Here is an 18,563-nt window from a genome sequence, read left to right as displayed (position 1 = left end):
CTGTGACGATCGCTTTCCGAACTCTCGCTCGACGGACCCTGTGGGGGCTGGCCGCCCTGTCGGCCCTGGTGACCCTTGTGCTGCTGGTGGCCACCTTGGCGCTTCCCGGGTGGGTCCAGGGGCGGGGCGCGGCCATCGCCAGCGAGACCCTGGGGCGCACGGTCGAGATCGGCGACGCGCGTTTTCAGCCCTGGCGGTTGGCGCTGGTGCTGGAGCGCGTCCGAATCGCCGGGCCAGCCCCAGGCGTGGCGCCTTTGCTCACCCTGGACCAACTGGACGCAGCCTTGTCGTTGCGGTCGCTCTTGCGTGGCCGCGCCGTGGTCGAGTCACTGACCTTGACCGCGCCCACGCTGCGCCTGGCCCGCACGGCCGAAGGGCGATACGACGTCGATGACCTGCTGCAGCGCTTTGCCGCCAAGCCGGGCGAACCGGACAGCGCCGATCCGGAGTTTGCGGTCTACAACATCGAACTGACCCGGGGGCGTGTGCTGTTCGACGATCGCCCGGTGCAGCGTCAGCACGAACTCGCCGAGCTGCATCTCGCCCTGCCATTCCTGTCGACGCTGCCGGCCGACGTGGCGGTGAAGGTGCAGCCCGAGCTGCGTGGGCAGCTCGATGGCGTGGCGTTCGACAGCCGCGGCGAAGCCTTGCCCTTTGCGGATGACGCCAGTGCGCGCCTGGCCCTGCGGTTTGCCGGGCTGGACCTCGCGCCGCTGGCAGCCTATGTGCCGGTCAGCTTGCCCATGCGCCTGGCCGCCGGCCGGCTGGATGTCGACCTGGCCCTGGACTTCGCTGAGCGGCCGCGCCAGGCGCCGGGTGTCAAGCTCAGTGGCCTCGTTCAGGTGCATGACCTCGCCTTGCGGCAGCCCGACGGTGGGCCGCTGATCAATGCCCGATTGCTGCGTGTGCCCCTGGCCGACGTGCAGCCGCTGAAGCGTCAGCTGGCGCTGGGGGAGGTGGCGCTGGAGGCCCCGGAGGCCTGGTGGCGGACGCCCAAGTCGGCTCGCACGACACCCGCCGCCCCTGCAGCCGCAAGCCCGGCTGCACCCTGGCAGCTCAGCCTGGGCGGCTTGCAGCTCAAGGAAGGGCGCCTGACCTACGACGAGCTAGCGTTCAACGCCATGGCGCTCAAGCTCGGTGCGGCGGACTGGCCGCTGAAGAAGCCGGTGCCACTGACCGCCAGCCTTCAGTTGGACGCAGGCCGACTGCAGGCCGAGGCGACCCTCGCGCCGGAGTTGCTCCAAGCGGACGCCCAGGTCGAGGCGCTGGCCCTGGAGCGCCTGGCGGCGCGCCTGCCCTTGCCCGCGGGCGCACGCTTGATCGGCGACCTGACCGCGAAGCTGCGCTTGTCGGTCAAGTCGCCATGGGCTGCAGACGCGGCGGTGCGCGCGCAGCTGCAGCTCAGTGCCTTGCGCCTGAGTGAGGCGCGGCTGAGCCTGCCCGGCCAGCCCAAGATCATGTCGCTGGGCACGATGCAGCTGGACCAGGCGGACATCGATCCGGCTTCGCGCAGCGTGAACCTCGGTCAACTGGTGCTGGAGGCGCCGCGCCTGCAGCTGTCGCGCGCGGCGGACGGTCAGCTCAACCTCGCGCCGCTGCTTGGTTCGCACGACTCCGCTGCGGCCCCTGCGGGCCCCGCCTGGCAAACGCGGATCGCGGGCGTCACCGTCGACCGCGGCGCGCTGCATTGGCGCGACCTGGCCGTGTCTGCGGTGATGCCGTCGGTGGCCATTGCCGTTGAGCCGCTGCGGCTGAAGCTGGGGGCCTTCAGCTGGCCGTCGGCAGCGCCCGTCGCCATGCAGCTGAACACGCAGGTGTTGGCGCTGGGTGCCAACGACCAGCCAGTGCCCGCCAGCGGCGGCAGCCTGCAGTGGTCCGGTCGCGTCGCGCTGGGCCCGCTGGCCGCCACCGGCAGCCTCCAGGCGCAAGCCTTGCCGCTGCATCTGTTCAACGCCTATCTTGACCCGGCCTTGGGGCTTCAACTGCAGCGTGCGGAGCTCGGCCTCAAGACCGAGGTGAACCTGGCGCAGTCGGCAGCCGGCCACTGGCAGACCCAGCTGGAGGGGCAGGTGCGCGTTGGCCCGCTGGCGCTGCTGCAGGCTCGCACCGCCGATGGGCAGCGCGTCATCGGCGAAGACCTGCTCAGCTGGCAGGCCCTGCAGCTGGAAGGAGTCAAGTTCGCCTGGGCCACCGGCGCCGCGCCGCGGCTGGCGGTGAAGGACGCCCAGCTCGACGATGCCTACGCCCGCCTCATCGTGAACGAGCAGGGGCGCTTCAACCTGCGCGACCTTCGGCCGGCGGAGGCCGCTGCGGCGGCGTCGGCGGCATCCCTGCCCGAGGGGCCTGCCGTGGCGGCCAGTGCCGCGGCCTCGGCCCCGGCTCCCGTTTTTGCGGCCGAGCGCATCCGTGTCAACCGTGGGGTGGTCGATTTCAATGACCGCTTCGTCCGCCCCAACTACAGCGCGCGGCTGAGCGAGTTGCAGGGCTCGCTCGGCGCGTTCTCCTCTGACAACCCTGCCATGGCACCGTTGACGCTGCGCGGCAAGATCGCCGGGACCGGGCTGCTGGAAATCGATGGCCAGCTCAAGCCCGGGGCACCGCTGGCGATGGACATCGCCGCCAATGCCACCGACATCGAGCTGGCGCCGCTGTCGCCCTACGCCGCCAAGTACGCGGGCTACGCCATCGAGCGCGGCAAGCTGTCCACCAAACTGCGCTACCAGGTCGAGCCGGGCGGCCAGCTGGTGGCGAGCAATCAGATCATCCTGAACCAGCTCACCTTCGGCGAAAAGGTGGACAGCCCGACGGCCACGTCGCTGCCCGTGCGCTTCGCGGTGGCCTTGCTGAAGGACCGCGACGGTGTCATCGACGTCAACCTTCCCGTCAGTGGCTCCCTGAACGACCCCGAGTTCAGCGTGGCGGGCCTGGTCTGGAAGCTGTTTCTCAACCTCATTGGCAAGGCGCTCACCTCGCCGTTTGCGCTCTTCAGCGGCAGTGACCGGCCCGAGGAAGCTCAGGTGGCCTTCCAGCCCGGCCGTGTCGAGCTGGCCGCGGTCGATCAGCTCGACCGTATCGCGCGCCTGCTGGTCGATCGCCCCGGCGTGCAGCTCACGCTCACCGGATGGGCGGGCATTGCCGCAGAGAGCCAGGTGCTGCGCGAGCAGATGCTCGACCGTGCGCTTCGCGCCGAGAACGCGCCAACGCCAGAGGCCGCCCTGAAGCGCCTCTACCAGGCCGCCAAGCTGCCCAACAAGCCGAAGAATCTGCTTGGCCTGCCCAAGGACCTGCCGCCCGAGCAGATGCGCGGGCTGCTGATAGGCAGCTACACGGTGGATGCAGACGCCCTGCGCGAGCTGGCTGTCGCCCGTGCCACCGCGGTGCGCGACGCCTTGCTTGCGCGCGGTGCTCCCAACGCCCGCGTGTTCGTCGCAGCGCCCAAGGTCTGCGATCAGGCTTGCGATGAAACCTGGCGGCCCCATGTGGAGCTGTCCCTCGGAGTCCACTGAAAGCCCCTCATGACTGAACTGATGAGTCCCCATTCCCTCGAGCGCATCACTCTGGGCGGCGGCTGCTTCTGGTGCCTGGAAGCCGTCTATGAGCGTGTGCGCGGTGTGCACCATGTCGAGAACGGCTACAGCAACGGGCATGCCGCCCAGCCCAACTACGAGCAGGTGTGCAGCGGCAACACCGGCCATGCCGAGGTGGTGCGCATCGACTTCGACCCGGCGGTGGTATCGCTGCGCGAGCTGCTGGAGGTGTTCTTCACCATCCACGACCCGACCACGCTCAACCGCCAGGGCGCCGACGTTGGCACGCAGTACCGCTCGGGCATCTACTGGCACACCGAGGCCCAACGTGCGCTGGCCGCCGAGGTGCTCAAGGAAGCCAACGATCACCACGCCGGCCGTGTGGTGACCGAACTGCTGCCCGAAACCAACTATCACCCCGCCGAGGCTTATCACCAGCACTACTACGCCCGCAATCCTGACCAGGGCTACTGCGCCTTTGTGGTGGCCGGCAAGGTGGACAAGTTCCTGTCCAGCTTCAAGCGTCTGGTGAAGTGATGCTGTCCTGGAGCGGCTTGCGCCATCAATACCCCGACGGCGCCGAGATCGTCTATGCCGATTTCGCGCTGCGGGAGCGGCATCACCTGCTGCTGCGTGGTGCCTCCGGTTCCGGCAAGTCCACGTTGCTGGCGCTGCTGTCGGGCCTGCTGCGGGTGCAGCAGGGCGGGCTGGAGGTGGCCGGCACGGCGCTGGCGGGCCTGAGCCCGCGGGCCCTGGACGCCTGGCGCGGCGCGACGCTCGGCGTGGTGCCGCAGCGCCTGCACCTGAGCGAAGCCCTCACCGTGGCCGAGAACCTGGCGCTGCCAGCGCTTGCGGCCGGGCAGGCCAGCAACGCAGGCCGGGCCGAGGCCTTGATGGCCGCGCTCGACATTGCCGACCTGGCCAAGCGCCGCCCGCATCAGCTCAGCGTGGGCCAAGCCCAGCGCGTGGCGCTGGCGCGGGCGCTGATGCGCCAGCCGCGGCTGTTGCTCGCCGATGAGCCCAGCGCCAGCCTGGACGATGAGCACACGCTTCACATGCTGGCGCTGCTGCTGGACGCAGCCGAGCGGGAGCGCTGCACGCTGGTGATCGCCAGCCATGACGCGCGAGTCATCGAGGCGCTGACGGCACGTGACGACTTCACGGAGGTCGTGCTGCGCAGCCGCCCGCGCCCGGCTGGTGCCTTGAGCCAGTTGGGGGCCTTGTCCGGCACCGGCCCCATGACCCGGGTGACGGACTGGACCGACGGGAGCGCCTCATGATCCGTCTGGCCTGGCGCTACCTGTGGTCCAGCCCGCTGACGACCGCACTGAATCTCTTGCTGCTGACACTCGGCCTCGCCGCCGTGACCTTCGTGCTGCGCGCCAGTGCTCAGGTCGAGGCGGGCCTGAGGCGCGATCTCGCCGGCATCGACCTCGTCGTGGGCGCCAAGGGCAGCCCGATGCAGATCATGCTGGCGGGCGTCTTCCACCTCGATGCGCCCACCGGCAACATCCCGTTGGCGACGCTGGAGCTCTTGAAGCAGCAGCCGCTGGTCGCCCAGGCCGTGCCGCTGTCGCTTGGCGACAGCTTCCGGGGCTTTCGCATTGCCGGGACGACGCCGGACTACCTCGACCTCTACCAGGCCAAGATCGCCCAGGGGGCCTTGTGGCGCGGCGCGATGCAGGCGGTGCTCGGCGCCGAGGTGGCGCGTGCGAGTGGCCTGAAGGTGGGTGACCGATTTGCCGGCAGCCACGGGTTGGCCGAGGGCGGCGGAGCGCATGGCGATCATCAGTTTCAAGTCGTCGGCATCCTGGCCGATTCCGGCAGCGTGCTCGATCGCCTCGTGCTCACCGACCTGTCCTCCGTCTGGGAGGTTCATGAGGCGCACCATGCGGGCGAAGCCCATGAGCCTGACGATGACGCGCATCGGGAGATCACGCTCGCGCTGGTGCGCTACCGGAGCCCGCTGGCGGCGGTGATGTTGCCGCGCTGGGTGAATGCCCAGGAAGGGCTTCAGTCGGCCGCGCCCGCGCTTGAAACGGCACGGTTGATGCGGCTGGTGGGCGCCGGAACCGAGGTGCTCCGGGGCTTCGGCATCGTGTTGCTCGTGGCCGCCGGATTGTCGGTGTGGGTGGCGATGCTGCATGCGGTACGTGCCCGCCAGGGCGACCTCGCCATGCTGCGCATGCTGGGGGCGCCGGCTCGACGTGTGGCCGCACTCATCGCCCTGGAAGCCCTGCTGCTGGCCGCGCTGGCGGCCGTGCTGGGGCTGGCGGGCGGGCACGCGCTGGTGGCGTTGCTGGAGCGCTTGCTTGCGGAGCGGCAATCGCTGCGCCTGGGTTCGCTCGGCTGGAGTGAGGCTGAATGGCTCGTGCCCCTGCTGGCGGGTGGGCTCGCCCTGCTGGCTGCCGCCTGGCCTGCCTGGCGCGCGTATCGGCTGGATGTGACCACGCTGCTGCAGGCGCCGCGCTGAAGCCGCACAATCCGGCGCATGAAGTTCAAACCACTGCTTGCCCTGTGTCTGGCCGCCACGGTCGCCTCGTCAGTCGTTGCCCAGACGGCGCCGACCATCGGCCAGGGGCCGGGCTATCACGACCCTCGCAGCCCCTTCAAGCCGCTGGAAGAGCGCGCGGACATCGTGTCCTGGAAGCTCTTGTCCCAGGTCACCGCCAAGGCCGAGAAGAAAAAGATCGTGCCGACCTTCCCGGCGGCCGTGCAGGCGCTGGACCGCAAGACCGTGAAGGTGCAGGGTTTCATGATGCCGCTGGAGGCGGGCGACAAGCAGCAGCATTTCCTGCTCTCGTCGGTGCCCACCACCTGCTCGTTCTGCGTGCCGGCCGGGCCTGAAGGCCTGGTGGAAGTGCGTACCCGTAAACCGGTTCGCTACACCCTGGAGCCGGTGGTCGTCGAAGGCGTGCTGGCCGTGCTCAACGACGACCCCTACGGGCTGTACTACCGCGTCGAGGACGGCAGCGCCGTCAACTGACGACGCGGCCAGGGCAGGGCGCTGGCGTTACGGCGCCAGTCGCTCGCGCACCCAGTCGCTGCCTTCGAGCTTGAAGCGCAAGCGGTCATGCAGGCGCGAGCGGCGGCCTTGCCAGAACTCATAGCGGTCCGGCACGAGGCGATACCCGCCCCAGTGCGGCGGCCGGTCCGGATTCAATCCGTGCTGCACGGCGGCCTTGGCGGCATTGGCCACCAGCACCGCGCGTGACGAAATCACCTGGCTCTGCGGCGAAGCCCAGGCGCCCAGGCGCGAGTCGAGGGGCCGGCTCTTGAAGTAGTCGTCGGACTCCTGTGCCGACGTCTTCTCCACGCGGCCCTCGATGCGCACCACGCGCTCCATCTCGACCCAATGGAACTGCAGTGCCGCGAACGGGTTGCCCGCCAGTTCCTCGCCCTTGCGGCTGTCGTAGTTGGTGAACCAGACCATGCCGCGCTCGTCGCAGCCCTTCAGCAGCACCACCCGCGTGGAAGGTCGACCGTTGGCGCCGACCGTGGCCAGCGTCATGGCGGTGGGCTCGGACACGTCGTGGGCAATGGCCTGGTCCATCCATTGATTGAACAGGGCCAGGGGGCCGTTCTCGGCCTGCACCTCGTCCAGTTCGCCCAGTTCGTAACTCTTTCGGAAGTCGCTCAGTTTGCTCATGGGGCTCAAGTATGCAGACCTTCCCCTAAAGGCCTTCCCTTAAGTGAACGTCCCAGTTTCAAGCGAAGGGTCACTGGGCATGCTGAGGGCACTGCAACAAGCGGCGTAGGGCCTGTTAACACGACGGCAATGGGTCGCGTTGAGGCGATAAGGGGCGTGAGCAAGGCGCAAAGCGCAGCCGGGTTGGACACCCGGCGAGCATTTGCAACGCGGCGCTCGCCCCTTCTCGCCTCAACCCAAAGGGAAAGCCTGCTGGCAGCCGCCGCTCGGCGTTGCAGCGCTTGCCCGCACAGCAGTGCGGGCGGCGCGCTGCGCCTTGATCGGCAGCTGCCAGCAGGCTTTCGCGACCCATTGCCGTCGTGTTAACAGGCCCTGTACCGTCTCGCGGCAATCAGGTTTGGAAGGGACCAGCAGCCAATGACCCAACGACGCCCCGCTGTCGTCGTACTCGCCGCAGGGCGCGGATCGCGCTTTCGTGGCGCCGGGCACAAGCTCGAGCAACTGCTCGGCGATGCGCCCGGCGGCGACACCGTGCTCGTGCGCAGCCTGCGCCATGCCATCGCCACGCAATTGCGCGTGGTCGTGGTCACGACGGCGACGCTCGCACCTGCCGCGCATCGTTGGGTGGCCGCGCGTGACGTGGTCGTGCTGCCCGAGCGCGACGCCCAGGGCCGGCCGCTGCCCATTGGCATGGGCCATTCCATCGTGGCCGGCGTTGGCGCCACCGGTGACGCCGATGGTTGGCTCATCCTGCCGGCCGACATGCCCTTGGTGAGGCCGGCCACCATCCTGGCCGTGGCCGCCGGCCTGGAGCGCTTCCCGGTCTGCTATGCCCAGCACCGCGGCATGCAGGGCCACCCGGTGGGCTTCGGGACGGAGCTCTATTCCGAGTTGATGGCCTTGAAGGGCGACGAAGGCGCACGACGCATCGTGGCGCGGTATGCAGCCCAGCCCATCGATGTGGACGACCCTGGCGTGCACGTGGACGTTGACACGGCCGAAGACCTCGCGCGCGTCAGGGGCTAGCGTGCTCCAGTGGCGCGCACAGCCCGTGACGCGCGGCGAGGTGGGCCTGGCGTTCGAGCTCCAGGTCACGAATCCCGTGAGCACGCAGGCCCTGCACCGTGCGCAGCAGATAGTCCAGCGTCGTGCCGTAGCGGCCGCGTGCATGGCGAAAGATGTGCAGCAGCTCGCCCTCGGGCAGCGCGCCGGTCCAGTTCGGGCTCTGGCGTGACAGGGTGAAGGCCAGCGCGCTCAGGCGGCCGTCCGGGGTCATGCAATTGAGCCAGCGCGGTTCGTAGACGCCGTTGGGCATCTCGCGCGCCCAGAGCTGCGTGAGCACCGCTTCGCCTTGATCGCGCGGTACCCGGTAGACCAGGCCGCGGCAGCTGCCGCCCGAGACCAGCGCGAGCACGAGGCCCGGCTCCTGCGGCGAGCCGCGGTTGACCCGCGAGCGCATGCGCAGCACGCGGTGAAATCCCAGCACGCGAGCGGGCAGGGCCTGCACGAACTCAAAATCGGGCCGCCAGATGAGCGAGCCGTAGGCGAACAGCAGCAGGTCGTTGCCGCTGTCCCGCCATTCGGCGCGGGTGCGCTGCAGCAGGTGGGCACTGCGCGCCGGGCCGTGAGGAATGTGAATTGCCTGTGACGCCATCGCCGTGATCTTGGCATGGCGTGACCGCCCGGCGGTACCCATGCCGTAACCCGAGGTCTCCTCGGGCGAAGTAATATGGTTACCTAAATTCCCAAGAGCCGGTTACGTCATCGGGCTCCGGAGACACCGAATGAACGCCACACTCAACGCCGTCACCCAACGCATCCAGGAGCGCAGCGCCAAGCTGCGGGGCGACTACCTGGCCCGCATCGCCAAGCTGCAGGGCCGTCAGCGCGGTTTCGAGCGCATGGGCTGCGCCAACGTCGCCCATGCGGTGGCTGCGCTGCCCTCCAACGACAAGCTGCGCATCGTGGCCGAGAAGGCGCCGCATCTGGGCGTCGTCACGGCCTACAACGACATGCTGTCGGCCCATCAGCCTTACGAGGGCTACCCGGCGCTGATCCGTGCCGAGGCCCATCGGCTGGGCGCTACCGTCCAGGTGGCCGGCGGTGTGCCTGCCATGTGCGATGGCGTGACGCAGGGCTTGCCCGGCATGGAGCTGAGCCTGTTCTCGCGTGACACCATCGCGATGAGCACCGCGATTGCGCTGACCCACGATGTCTTCGATGCCGCGCTGCTGCTGGGCATCTGCGACAAGATCGTGCCGGGCCTGCTGATCGGTGCCTTGCACTTTGGCCATCTGCCCTGCGTGTTCGTGCCGGCAGGGCCGATGAGCTCCGGCATCTCCAACAGCGAGAAGGCGAAGGTGCGCGAGCTCTACGCGCAAGGCAAGGTGGGCCGCGACGAGCTGCTCAAGAGCGAATCGGCCGCTTACCACGGCGCCGGCACCTGCACCTTCTATGGCACCGCCAACAGCAACCAGATGCTGCTGGAGGCCATGGGCCTGCATGTGCCGGGCAGCGCCTTCGTGCATCCGCACGACGACCTCCGCACCGCGCTCACCCGCGAAGCCGTCGGCGCCGCGCTCCAGATCAGCGGCCGTGTGCCGGGCCAGGCGGCCAAGCCCATCGGCCATGTGGTGGACGAGCGCTGCATCGTCAATGCCATGGTGGCGCTGCTGGCGACCGGTGGCTCGACCAATCACCTCATCCACTGGGTGGCCGTGGCGCGCTCGGCCGGCATCCTGATCAACTGGACCGACTTCTCCGACCTGTCCGCCGTCGTGCCGCTGCTGGCCCGCGTCTACCCGAACGGCAGCGCCGACGTGAACCAGTTCCAGGCGGCTGGCGGCCCGGGCTTTGTCATACGTGAACTGCTGGATGCCGGCCTCATGCATGAAGACGTGCTGAGTGTGGCCGGCAACAGCCTCCGCCCCTACACCTTCGTGCCGCGTGCCGTGGGGCAGGGCGGCGAGGTGCAGCGCGAGCCGCTGCCGACGGCCAGCGGCGACGACGGCGTCGTGCGCGGCGCAGCCGCCCCGTTCAGCGCCACGGGCGGCCTCAAGCTGCTGGACGGCAACCTCGGCCGCGCGGTGATCAAGGTGTCAGCCGTGCCGGAAGACCGCCACACCGTGGAAGCCCCGTGCCGGGTCTTCACCACGCAAGAGGCGATGCTGGCGGCCTTCAAGGCCGGCGAACTGGAGCGCGACGTCGTCGTCGTGGTGCGCTTCCAGGGGCCGCACGCCAACGGCATGCCCGAGCTGCACAAGCTCACGCCGCCGCTGGCGGTGCTGCAGGGCAAGGGCTTCAAGGTCGCGCTCGTGACCGACGGTCGCATGAGCGGCGCTTCGGGCAAGGTGCCCGCGGCCATCCATGTCAGCCCTGAAGCGCTGGCCGGCGGCCCGCTGGCCCGGCTGCGGGATGGCGATGTCGTGCGCGTCTGCGCCAACACCGGCAGCCTCACGGCGCTGGTCGATGCGGCTGAATGGGCGGCACGACCCGTGGCCACGCTCGACCCTGACGAGGCTGACGTCAATGCGCATGGCCTGGGCCGCGAGTTGTTCGCAGGCCTGCGCCGCAATGTCCTGAGCGCCGAAGAAGGCGCCTGCACCTGGTTGTGAACTCCGAGAACATCATGCTCGACACCCTGAGCCTGGCCAGCCATGGCCCTGTCATTCCCGTCATCGTCATCCAGCGCCTGGAAGACGCCGTGCCCCTGGCCGAAGCCTTGGTGGCTGGCGGCATCAAGGTGCTGGAAGTGACGCTGCGCACGCCCGTGGCGCTGCAGGCGATGGAGGCCATGGCCAAGGTGCCGGGTGCCATCGTCGGCGCCGGCACGCTGCGCACCCCGCAGGATGTGGTGAACGCCAGGAACGCCGGCTGTGTCTTCGGCGTGAGCCCGGGCTACACCGATGCCCTGGCCTCCGCCTGCAAGGCCGAGGGGCTGCCGCTGCTGCCGGGCGTGTCCACCGCGTCGGAGGTGATGCAGGCGAATGCGGCCGGCTTCAGTTTCCTCAAGCTCTTCCCGGCCGTGGCCGTGGGCGGCGTCAACCTGCTGAAGTCGCTGGCCGGCCCGTTCCCGGACGTCGCCTTCTGCCCGACCGGCGGGATCTCGCTGGAGTCGGCACCGCAGTTCCTGAGCCTGCCCAACGTCAAGGTCTGTGGCGGCTCCTGGCTGACGCCGCAGGACGCGGTGGATGCCAAGGACTGGGCGCGCATCACGCGGCTCGCCGCCGAGGCGTCGGCCCTGCGCAGGTAAGTCGCGAGGGCCTGGCTGGCCGTATCAGGCTGGCAGGTCGAACAGCAGGCAAGTCGTGGACGCATGCGCGTACAGCTTGCCGTCGTGCCCGACGAGGTCGGCTTCCGCCGTCGTCACCTGGCGGCCGCGGTGCACCACCCGGCCGGTGGCTCGCACCAGCGGCACGCGGTCGTTCAACCCGCGGACCAGGTTCACCTTGAACTCCAGCGTCGTGTAGCCCCGGCCGACCGGCAGGGTCGTGTGCACCGCGCAGCCCAGGGCCGAATCCAGCAGCGTGGCAAACCAGCCGCCATGCACGCCACCCAGCGGGTTGTAGTGCTTGACCTGGGGCTGCCCCTGGAATACGGAGAGGCCGTCGTCCACGGCCACGAGCAGGAAGTCCATCGTCTCGCTGATCGGGGCCCGCGGCGCCTCGCCGGCGAGCAGCGCCTGCATTTGCTGTAGCCCTGTCTTGCCGGCGAGCTGGGCGGGTGATGCGACGCCAGGCTGCAGATGCTGGCGGGCGCGGACGGCGGCTTCATCGGCTCGCCATTGGGCGAGCACGTCATCGGGTGAGACGGATGTCATGGTGGCGCAGAAGAGGGGGGTGCCCTCATTCTGCGCACGAGGCACCGGCAGCGCTGTCGCCTGTGTTCAGGCGGCAATCCGCTGCTGCGGCAGCGCGGGGGTGCCGGCAGCGACGGGGTTGCGCAGCGTGTCGAGCACCGGGCCTTGCCAGGGCAGCAGATATACCAGCGTGGCGAGTGCCGCACGCCGGCGCGATGACAGCACCGGTCGGCCGCGTTCGTCGATCAGCAGCACATTGGAGCGCACGTTCAAGGGGTCGGCTTGCGCCACGGTGCCGGCACTGATCTCGACCCAGTCCCATTCCACCCAGGCGCTGGCATCGGCGTAGGGGCGCTCCCAGCGGGTTGTGCCGCCCACGCCACGCGAGCCGCCTCGCGGGCGACGGATTTGTGTGCGGGCGTGAACGACATCCAGCACGGCGGCCGACAGTGCATCGGCCGGCCAGCACACGCTGCCCTCGGGCAATTGGATCAAGCTCGACATGGCAAAACTCCCGACGGAATCGAATGCCATGCAGTCTCTGGTCAGGTGCATCCCGCAACAAGCTGGCAGACTTGTCAGGTATGGTGCCGGCCGAAATGAACTACCAGCAGTTGATCGACGTTGGCCTGAGCGAAGACTTCCTGAGCTTCGAGCGTCGGCTCGTCGCAACCGCTGATGTGATGGGCTTTCCCATCATCTCGGGCGTGCTGATGCGGGGGCAGTTCAACGACCCCAACGTGCAGATCACCTCGCTGGGCAACACGCCCGAGCCCTATGTGCAGGCCGCCAAAGACCTGGGCGACACGCGCCGCGACCCGGTCATGTCCAGTCTCATGACCCAGTCGGTGCCCGTGGTCTACGACCGCCAGACCTACATCGACGCCGGCGTAGGCGACCTCTGGGAGATGCAGGCGCCTTACGGTTTCAAGACCGGCATCGCGGTCAAGCTGCACCTGCCGGGCGACAAGCATTTCCTGCTCGGCGTCGACCGCGAGGAGCCCCTGCCGCCGCCCGGCATGGAGCTGATGCAGATGGTGGCGGGCCTGCAGTTGCTGGCCGCCCATGCGCTGACGGCAGCCGATCGGCTGTTGAGCCCCAAGCTCACCAAGGGCGACCTGCCCAAGCTGACGCGCCGCGAACTCGACGTGCTCAGCTGGACAGCCCAGGGCAAGACCGCCTGGGAGGTGAGCGTGATCCTGGGCATGAGCGAGAAGACGGTGAACTTCCATCTGGGCAATGCGATGCGCAAGTTGGGTGTCACCTCCAAGCACCAGGCGGTGCTGAAGTGCGTCGCAGCTGGGGTTTTCTAGGCCGGGGTTTGTCTCTAGAACCTGGAAGACTTGCTAGGTTTCTAGGGGGGTGAAAACAGAGACAGTTCAGTCCATCGATTTCTGTTCTCTCCTTCAGGAGCCCACCATGAGCCTCATCGACGCCATCCTCGTTACTCTCGGTCTGCCTCGCCTGGGCGGTTGATCCGGCGGTCGGCACACTTGCCCGGGAATTTCGCGACAAGCGGCGATCACGGTGACCAGCCCCAGAACACGGGCTCCGCATCGGTCGTCGTCCACTTGCCCGCGAGGCCCGTACGAAGGGTGACCGTGGCGATTTCCGCCCAGACCTATGCGCGACTGCTCGGTCTTGCCGATCAGGCGCCACTTGAATGTCTTGCGCTGTCGCCGCGCACGCTGGCGTCGGCCAAGACCTTGGGCTACAACCAGATCGGTCAGGTCCGAAGTACCTCTCGCCAGACCTTGCTGACGGATCTGGGTGAAGAGCGCGCCGAAGAGCTGGAGCGAGCGCTCCATGATTTCGGCATGCGTCCCCGCGAGGATCTCGCCGGTTGACCCGGTCCCGAGGTCTGCCTGCAAAACGCCCGAAGGCTTGCGCCTCGGGCGTTTTTGTTGGCGCGGTCGTGCGAGCATGCGGGCATGCAAGACCGAGACATTCCCCTGGCTGACTGGCCGCGGCGCGCGGCCCTCGCGCATTTCCGGCAGATGGCGCAGCCGGCATTCAGTGTGACGGCGCCCGTCGATGTCACCGGCCTGCGGGAGCGGGCAGCCCGGCACGGTGCCACCCCCTGGCTGGCCTATCACCATGCGGCCCTGGAAGCGGCCAACGCGGTGGATGGGATGCGCCAGACCTTGATCGACGACGGCGCAGGCGTGCGTGAGTTCGCCACCATCCACGCGAGCACCACCGTGCTGCGGGACGACGGCAGCTTCGGCTTCCTGACCCTGCCGCGCGACCCCTCACTGGCGGCCTTTGCCGCTCGCGCGAAGCACAACCTGCACCGCGTGCGCAGCGCCAGCGGAGACCTGTTCAAGGCCGATGACCCAGGCGACGTGCGCGTGGAGACGCTCGTGCACATGACCGCCTTGCCCTGGTTCGCATTCACGGCGTTCACCCATGCCCGCGGGCATGGCGATGACCGGCCCAAGATCGCCTTCGGCCGTTTCACGCCGCAGGGCGACCGACTGATGATGCCGGTGGCGGTGGATGTGCATCACGCCCTGTGCGACGGTGTGCACGTCGGGCGATTCTTCCAAGCCTTCCAGGCGCACCTGGACGGCATCTGATCGAGGACGGCGCGGCACGTCCGCGTTCGTGGGGATGCCGGCGCGCGACGGTGGTGCAAGACTGCGCCTTTCAGCGTGAGGCCTGCGGATGACATCGCCCCGTCAACTGGTGCTGCTGTGCGATGGCACCAACAACAACCTCAGCGGCCGCCATGCCGACACCCATGTCGTGCTGCTGGCCGAGCTGCTGCGCCTCTTCCCGGACCCGCAGCGCCTGGTCTATTACGACCCGGGCGTGGGCAATCCGGCGCAGTTGCCGGGCACCACCGTCATGGACAAGCTGCACCGCGCGCTGGACCGCATCGACGGCCTGGCTTTTGGTCGTGGCCTGTATGACAACGTGGCCGAGGGCTACCGCTTCCTGATGTCGCATTGGCAGCCCGGCGACCAGATCTTCCTGTTCGGCTTCTCGCGCGGCGCCTTCACGGCGCGCTCCATTGGTGGCCTGGTGAACGCCTTTGGCATCATCGACAAGCATCAGGACACCTTGGTCGCCAGCCTGGTGTCGACCTATTTCGCCAAGGCTTCACCCGAGCGCAGCGACATCACGTTGCAGGCGGCCCGGCTGTTCGGCCAGGGGCAGCAGCCCGAATCCTGGCCCGAGGTGCATTTCGTCGGCGTTTGGGACACCGTGGCCAGTGTGGGCCTGCCGCCTTTCGGCCTGAAGATCACGGCCCGGCCGAACCTGGAGGACAAGCACTTCCGCCATGTGCGTCAGGCCATGGCGCTGGACGAGCAGCGCGCACAGTTCCTGCCCCGCGCCTATGAGCAGGACGACGGCGCCTTTCGCATGAAGAACGGTGGCACCGGCGACATCCTGCAATGCTGGTTTCGCGGATCTCATTGCGATGTCGGCGGCGGCAACGAGTACCCCTACAGCGAGCTGTCGCGCGCGCCTTTCGCCTGGTTGGTGTCGCAGGCCATGCACTGCGGCCTGCGCGTGCCGATGCCGCTGTCGCATCCGGGGCGCGTGACGGAAGACGACGTTCGCGCCGTCATGCCGCAACTCGACCCGGCGACGCCACCGCGTCTGGCGGCGCGCATCAACAGCCAAACCCACGCCACGCCGCTCTGGGCGCTCACGGGCCTCACGGTGCGCGACACGGCCAGCGCCCTGGTGGATGAGCAGCCGAGCCGCCGCGTGAAGATGCAGGCCCATCCCAGCGTGGCGGCCTGGACGCATGCCTTTCCCAACCAGACTGCCTGGCGCGACCGCGGTGAACTGGGCCCGTGGCTCAAGCTCGCTTTCGGCGTCGTGATGGTGGTGGTGTTCGCGGTGCTGGCGGGTTGGGCGCAGCTGTCGCCCGCGGGCTGGCTCCCTCCGCTGGGCAGCCTGGACGAGATCATGGCGGCCAATGCCCGCTTCCAGCAGTGGCAGCTGAGCCTGGACGCCATGCCCGCTTGGGTCGAACGGGCGGCCACCTTCGCCCGCCCCAAAGCCGCGCTGCTGCTGGATCTGGGTCTCATCGCCGCCTGGGCCTGGGTGCTGTCTCTGCTGACCTGCCGGGCCTTTGCACGGCATGCGGGCTTGATCCAGGTGGGCCGCACGCCACCGGCCTGGTTGAACCGCCTGGGCTGGGCGCTGCCGGTTGCCGTGGGTGCCGATTTGCTGGAGGACCTGTTCTCGGGCCTGAGCATCATCGCCCTGCGGGCCGCACCGGAGGCCGGGTGGCTGTGGGTGCCTCGCGTCGCGATGACGGTGGCCAGTGCCGTCAAGTGGCTGGGTCTGGCCAGCGTCGCGGCGCTGGTGGTCAGCTCATTCCTGCGTCGCCATCGCTAGCCACCGGTTCAGGCGTCGAGGGTGACGATGACGGGCGCGTGGTCGCTCGGGCGCTCGTTCTTGCGCGGCAGTTTGTCGATCTCGCAAGCCGTCACACGCGACTTGAGCGCCTCGCTGACCAGGATGTGATCGATGCGCAGGCCCTGGTTCTTGCGGAAGGCGAGGTTGCGGTAGTCCCACCAGCTCCAGCTCTTGGGCGGCTGCTCGAAGAGCCGGAAGGCGTCGGTCAGCCCGAGGCCCAGCAACTGCCTGAAATGCTCGCGTTCCTCGGGCGTGCAATGAATCTGGCCGGCCCAGGCCACCGGGTCGTAGACATCACGGTCTTCAGGCGCGATGTTGAAGTCGCCCATCAGGACCAGCGCCGGGTGCTGCTTGAGTTCCTCGGTCAACCAGCGGCGCAGGCCGTCGAGCCAGCTCATCTTGTAGGCGAACTTGTCGCTGCCCGGCGCCTGGCCGTTGGGAAAGTAGCCGCCGATGACCCGCACGCCATCCACGGTGCCAGCGATGACGCGGGCCTGTTCGTCGGCAAAGCCGGTGATGTTCTTGACCACGTCCGTGGCCCGCTCACGGCTGATCAGCGCGACGCCGTTGTACGTCTTCTGGCCAAACCACTGCACCTGCCAGCCGGCGGCGCCGAAGTCGGCGGTGGGGAATTTGTCGTCGGTGAGCTTGGTCTCCTGCAGCACCAGGGCATCGACCGGATGGGTCGACAGCCACTCCAGCACTTGCGGCAGACGGATGGCGAGGGAATTGACGTTCCAGGTGGCGAACTTCTTCATCCAGCCATCCTAACTTTTCAGGCGCCGGCCTCGGCCGAGGTGTCGCAGTCCAGGCAACGCTCGGGCGGCGGGGGAGGCAGATGAAGGTCGCTGCTGAGTTGGCGCAGCGCCGTGCGCAGGCCCTCTTCGATGACCGGGTGGTAGAAGGGGCTGTCGAGCATCTGCTGCACGGTGTCGCCGCGCTGCACGCTCCAGGCCAGCAGATGCCCAACATGCTCGGCGGCCGGGCCGATCATCTCGGCCCCGAGCAGCCGGCCGCTCCCTTGCTCGGCATACACATGCAGCGCGCCGCGGTTGACGCCCATCACGCGGCTGCGGCCCTGGTCGGCGAAGCTGACGCGGCCGGTGTCGAAGGCCAGGCCCGCCGCCGTGAGCTCGGCGTGGCTCGCGCCCGCGAGGGCGATCTGCGGGTCGCTGAACACGATCGCCAACGGTGCCCGGCGCGGACGATGGTGCACCCGGGGCCAGCGCGCCGCGTTGTCGCCCGCGATGCGCCCCGCATCCGCCGCTTCATGCAGCAGCGGCCGGTCGTTGGTGACGTCTCCGGCCACGAACACCGGTGCGCTGCCCCACTGGCCCGTGTGGCGATCCACGAGCGGATGGCCCTGGGCGTCATGCGGCAGGCCCAGGTGCTCCAGGCCCAGGTCATCGAGGTTGGCGCGCCGACCGGCAGCACATAGCAGCAAGTCGAAGTGCTCGCCGCCGATGCTGACCTGATCACCCGCCAGCGCTGGCTCCAGGGGGCCGGCGTTGAGTGCCAGCGGCAGCTCTTCGGCAAACAGGCGCTGGGCCAAGGCCTGAAGGTCGGGGTCGGTCAGCGGCCCGACGCGGTCGCCACGGGCAAAGAGCCGCACGCGGACACCCAGTTTGTGCAGGGCCAAGGCCAGTTCCAGCCCGATCACGCCAGCGCCGACGACGGCGACCGAGCGCGGCAGGTCCTGCCAGTCGAACACATCATCGTTGACGATCAATCGCTGACCGAGTCGCTCCCGCCAGCCCGGCGGCACGACGGGTTGTGAGCCGGTGGCCACGACGACAGCACGCGCTGCCACCTGCTGGCCGTTCACGTCCAGCAGGCCCGGCGCCACGAAGCGAGCCCGGCCCCACAGACGCGTGGCCTGCGGCCAGCCCTCGATGGTGTCGAGCACGAAGCCGACGAAGCGGTCGCGCTCGCTGCGCACCCGCTGCATGACGGCCACACCGTCGATGCGAGGCGCTTCAGCCTGCACGCCGAAACGGTGGGCCTCGCGCACGGCCTGCGCGGCCTCGCCGGCGGCGATCAGCAGCTTGCTGGGCATGCAGCCGACACGGGCGCAGGTGGTGCCGTAATGCGCGGCTTCGATCAGCAGCACCCGGTCGGTGTGGGCGCGCGCGGCACGGTAGGCCGCCATGCCGGCAGAGCCGGCGCCAATGATGGCGACATCGCAGGACAGGGTCATGGGCAGCTCTCC

18 protein-coding genes are annotated in these 18,563 nt (G+C 68.8%); 12 read left to right on the top strand and 6 right to left on the bottom strand.

Annotation, left to right across the window (positions count from 1 at the left end):
• Positions 1-2 precede the first annotated feature (2 nt).
• Genes CDO81_RS25240 through CDO81_RS25220 form a run of 5 tightly spaced genes read left to right on the top strand, consistent with a single transcriptional unit; the run spans position 3 to position 6,513 of the window.
• The gene (locus CDO81_RS25240; RefSeq protein ID WP_088486019.1) at positions 3-3,506 is read left to right on the top strand and encodes a DUF748 domain-containing protein; all 3,504 of its coding nucleotides are present in this window, start codon (positions 3-5) and stop codon (positions 3,504-3,506) included.
• A 21-nt stretch (positions 3,507-3,527) separates the two neighbouring features.
• Positions 3,528-4,064, top strand: coding sequence for a peptide-methionine (S)-S-oxide reductase MsrA (gene msrA / locus CDO81_RS25235; protein WP_088486046.1), 537 nt, complete (start codon positions 3,528-3,530; stop codon positions 4,062-4,064).
• Positions 4,064-4,807: an ABC transporter ATP-binding protein gene (locus CDO81_RS25230; RefSeq protein ID WP_088486018.1), complete on the top strand. Its 744-nt coding sequence runs from the start codon at positions 4,064-4,066 to the stop codon at positions 4,805-4,807. Before msrA ends, CDO81_RS25230 begins: the two co-directional genes overlap by 1 nt.
• Complete coding sequence (locus CDO81_RS25225; protein ID WP_088486017.1) at positions 4,804-6,000, top strand: ABC transporter permease; 1,197 nt, start codon at positions 4,804-4,806, stop codon at positions 5,998-6,000. Before CDO81_RS25230 ends, CDO81_RS25225 begins: the two co-directional genes overlap by 4 nt.
• Positions 6,001-6,018: 18 nt before the next feature.
• Positions 6,019-6,513, top strand: coding sequence for a DUF3299 domain-containing protein (locus tag CDO81_RS25220; protein WP_088486016.1), 495 nt, complete (start codon positions 6,019-6,021; stop codon positions 6,511-6,513).
• Positions 6,514-6,540: 27 nt separating this feature from the next.
• Here CDO81_RS25220 and pdxH read toward each other — a convergent pair whose 3' ends face one another.
• Positions 6,541-7,176 (bottom strand): pyridoxamine 5'-phosphate oxidase, encoded by a 636-nt coding sequence (pdxH, locus tag CDO81_RS25215; RefSeq protein WP_088486015.1) that lies wholly within the window; start codon positions 7,174-7,176, stop codon positions 6,541-6,543.
• 417 nt (positions 7,177-7,593) lie between these two features.
• Here pdxH and CDO81_RS25210 point away from each other — a divergent pair, with 417 nt between their 5' ends.
• Positions 7,594-8,202: a nucleotidyltransferase family protein gene (locus tag CDO81_RS25210; protein ID WP_088486014.1), complete on the top strand. Its 609-nt coding sequence runs from the start codon at positions 7,594-7,596 to the stop codon at positions 8,200-8,202.
• Here CDO81_RS25210 and CDO81_RS25205 read toward each other — a convergent pair.
• Positions 8,192-8,872, bottom strand: a complete 681-nt coding sequence (locus CDO81_RS25205) for a gamma-glutamylcyclotransferase (RefSeq protein WP_241517150.1) — start codon at positions 8,870-8,872, stop codon at positions 8,192-8,194. The two genes, CDO81_RS25210 and CDO81_RS25205, sit on opposite strands and share 11 nt — an antisense overlap.
• 88 nt (positions 8,873-8,960) lie before the next feature.
• On the opposite strand from CDO81_RS25205, the gene edd reads away from it, so the two are divergent.
• Both edd and eda read left to right on the top strand, forming a co-directional pair.
• Positions 8,961-10,790 (top strand): phosphogluconate dehydratase, encoded by a 1,830-nt coding sequence (gene edd / locus CDO81_RS25200; protein ID WP_088486013.1) that lies wholly within the window; start codon positions 8,961-8,963, stop codon positions 10,788-10,790.
• Positions 10,791-10,804: 14 nt separating this feature from the next.
• On the top strand, positions 10,805-11,428 hold the full coding sequence (eda, locus tag CDO81_RS25195; RefSeq protein WP_088486044.1) for a bifunctional 4-hydroxy-2-oxoglutarate aldolase/2-dehydro-3-deoxy-phosphogluconate aldolase: 624 nt from the start codon (positions 10,805-10,807) through the stop codon (positions 11,426-11,428).
• A gap of 24 nt (positions 11,429-11,452) precedes the next feature.
• Here the strand turns inward: eda and CDO81_RS25190 are convergent, their stop codons facing one another.
• Positions 11,453-11,995: a PaaI family thioesterase gene (locus tag CDO81_RS25190; protein ID WP_088486012.1), complete on the bottom strand. Its 543-nt coding sequence runs from the start codon at positions 11,993-11,995 to the stop codon at positions 11,453-11,455.
• A gap of 66 nt (positions 11,996-12,061) precedes the next feature.
• On the bottom strand, positions 12,062-12,478 hold the full coding sequence (locus CDO81_RS25185) for a DUF4902 domain-containing protein (RefSeq protein ID WP_088486011.1): 417 nt from the start codon (positions 12,476-12,478) through the stop codon (positions 12,062-12,064).
• An 80-nt stretch (positions 12,479-12,558) separates the two neighbouring features.
• On the opposite strand from CDO81_RS25185, the gene CDO81_RS29195 reads away from it, so the two are divergent.
• From CDO81_RS29195 to CDO81_RS25165, 4 genes are all read left to right on the top strand, one after another.
• Positions 12,559-13,287, top strand: coding sequence for a helix-turn-helix transcriptional regulator (locus CDO81_RS29195; protein WP_088486010.1), 729 nt, complete (start codon positions 12,559-12,561; stop codon positions 13,285-13,287).
• A gap of 288 nt (positions 13,288-13,575) precedes the next feature.
• The gene (locus CDO81_RS25175; RefSeq protein ID WP_144397404.1) at positions 13,576-13,821 is read left to right on the top strand and encodes a hypothetical protein; all 246 of its coding nucleotides are present in this window, start codon (positions 13,576-13,578) and stop codon (positions 13,819-13,821) included.
• An 84-nt stretch (positions 13,822-13,905) separates the two neighbouring features.
• Positions 13,906-14,553 carry a CatA-like O-acetyltransferase gene (locus tag CDO81_RS25170; RefSeq protein ID WP_088486008.1) on the top strand — a complete coding sequence of 216 codons (648 nt, stop codon included), beginning with the start codon at positions 13,906-13,908 and terminating at the stop codon, positions 14,551-14,553.
• Between the two features lie 88 nt (positions 14,554-14,641).
• On the top strand, positions 14,642-16,333 hold the full coding sequence (locus CDO81_RS25165) for a DUF2235 domain-containing protein (protein ID WP_088486007.1): 1,692 nt from the start codon (positions 14,642-14,644) through the stop codon (positions 16,331-16,333).
• Between the two features lie 8 nt (positions 16,334-16,341).
• Here CDO81_RS25165 and xth read toward each other — a convergent pair whose 3' ends face one another.
• Positions 16,342-17,112 carry an exodeoxyribonuclease III gene (gene xth / locus CDO81_RS25160; RefSeq protein WP_088486006.1) on the bottom strand — a complete coding sequence of 257 codons (771 nt, stop codon included), beginning with the start codon at positions 17,110-17,112 and terminating at the stop codon, positions 16,342-16,344.
• A 17-nt stretch (positions 17,113-17,129) separates the two neighbouring features.
• On the bottom strand, positions 17,130-18,551 hold the full coding sequence (locus tag CDO81_RS25155; protein WP_088486005.1) for a dihydrolipoyl dehydrogenase: 1,422 nt from the start codon (positions 18,549-18,551) through the stop codon (positions 17,130-17,132).
• Positions 18,552-18,563 lie beyond the last annotated feature (12 nt).

The sequence above is a fragment of the Roseateles puraquae genome, from assembly GCF_002205845.1.
Taxonomy (GTDB): domain Bacteria; phylum Pseudomonadota; class Gammaproteobacteria; order Burkholderiales; family Burkholderiaceae_C; genus Pelomonas; species Pelomonas puraquae.
This window is presented reverse-complemented; position numbering and strand designations above follow the sequence as displayed.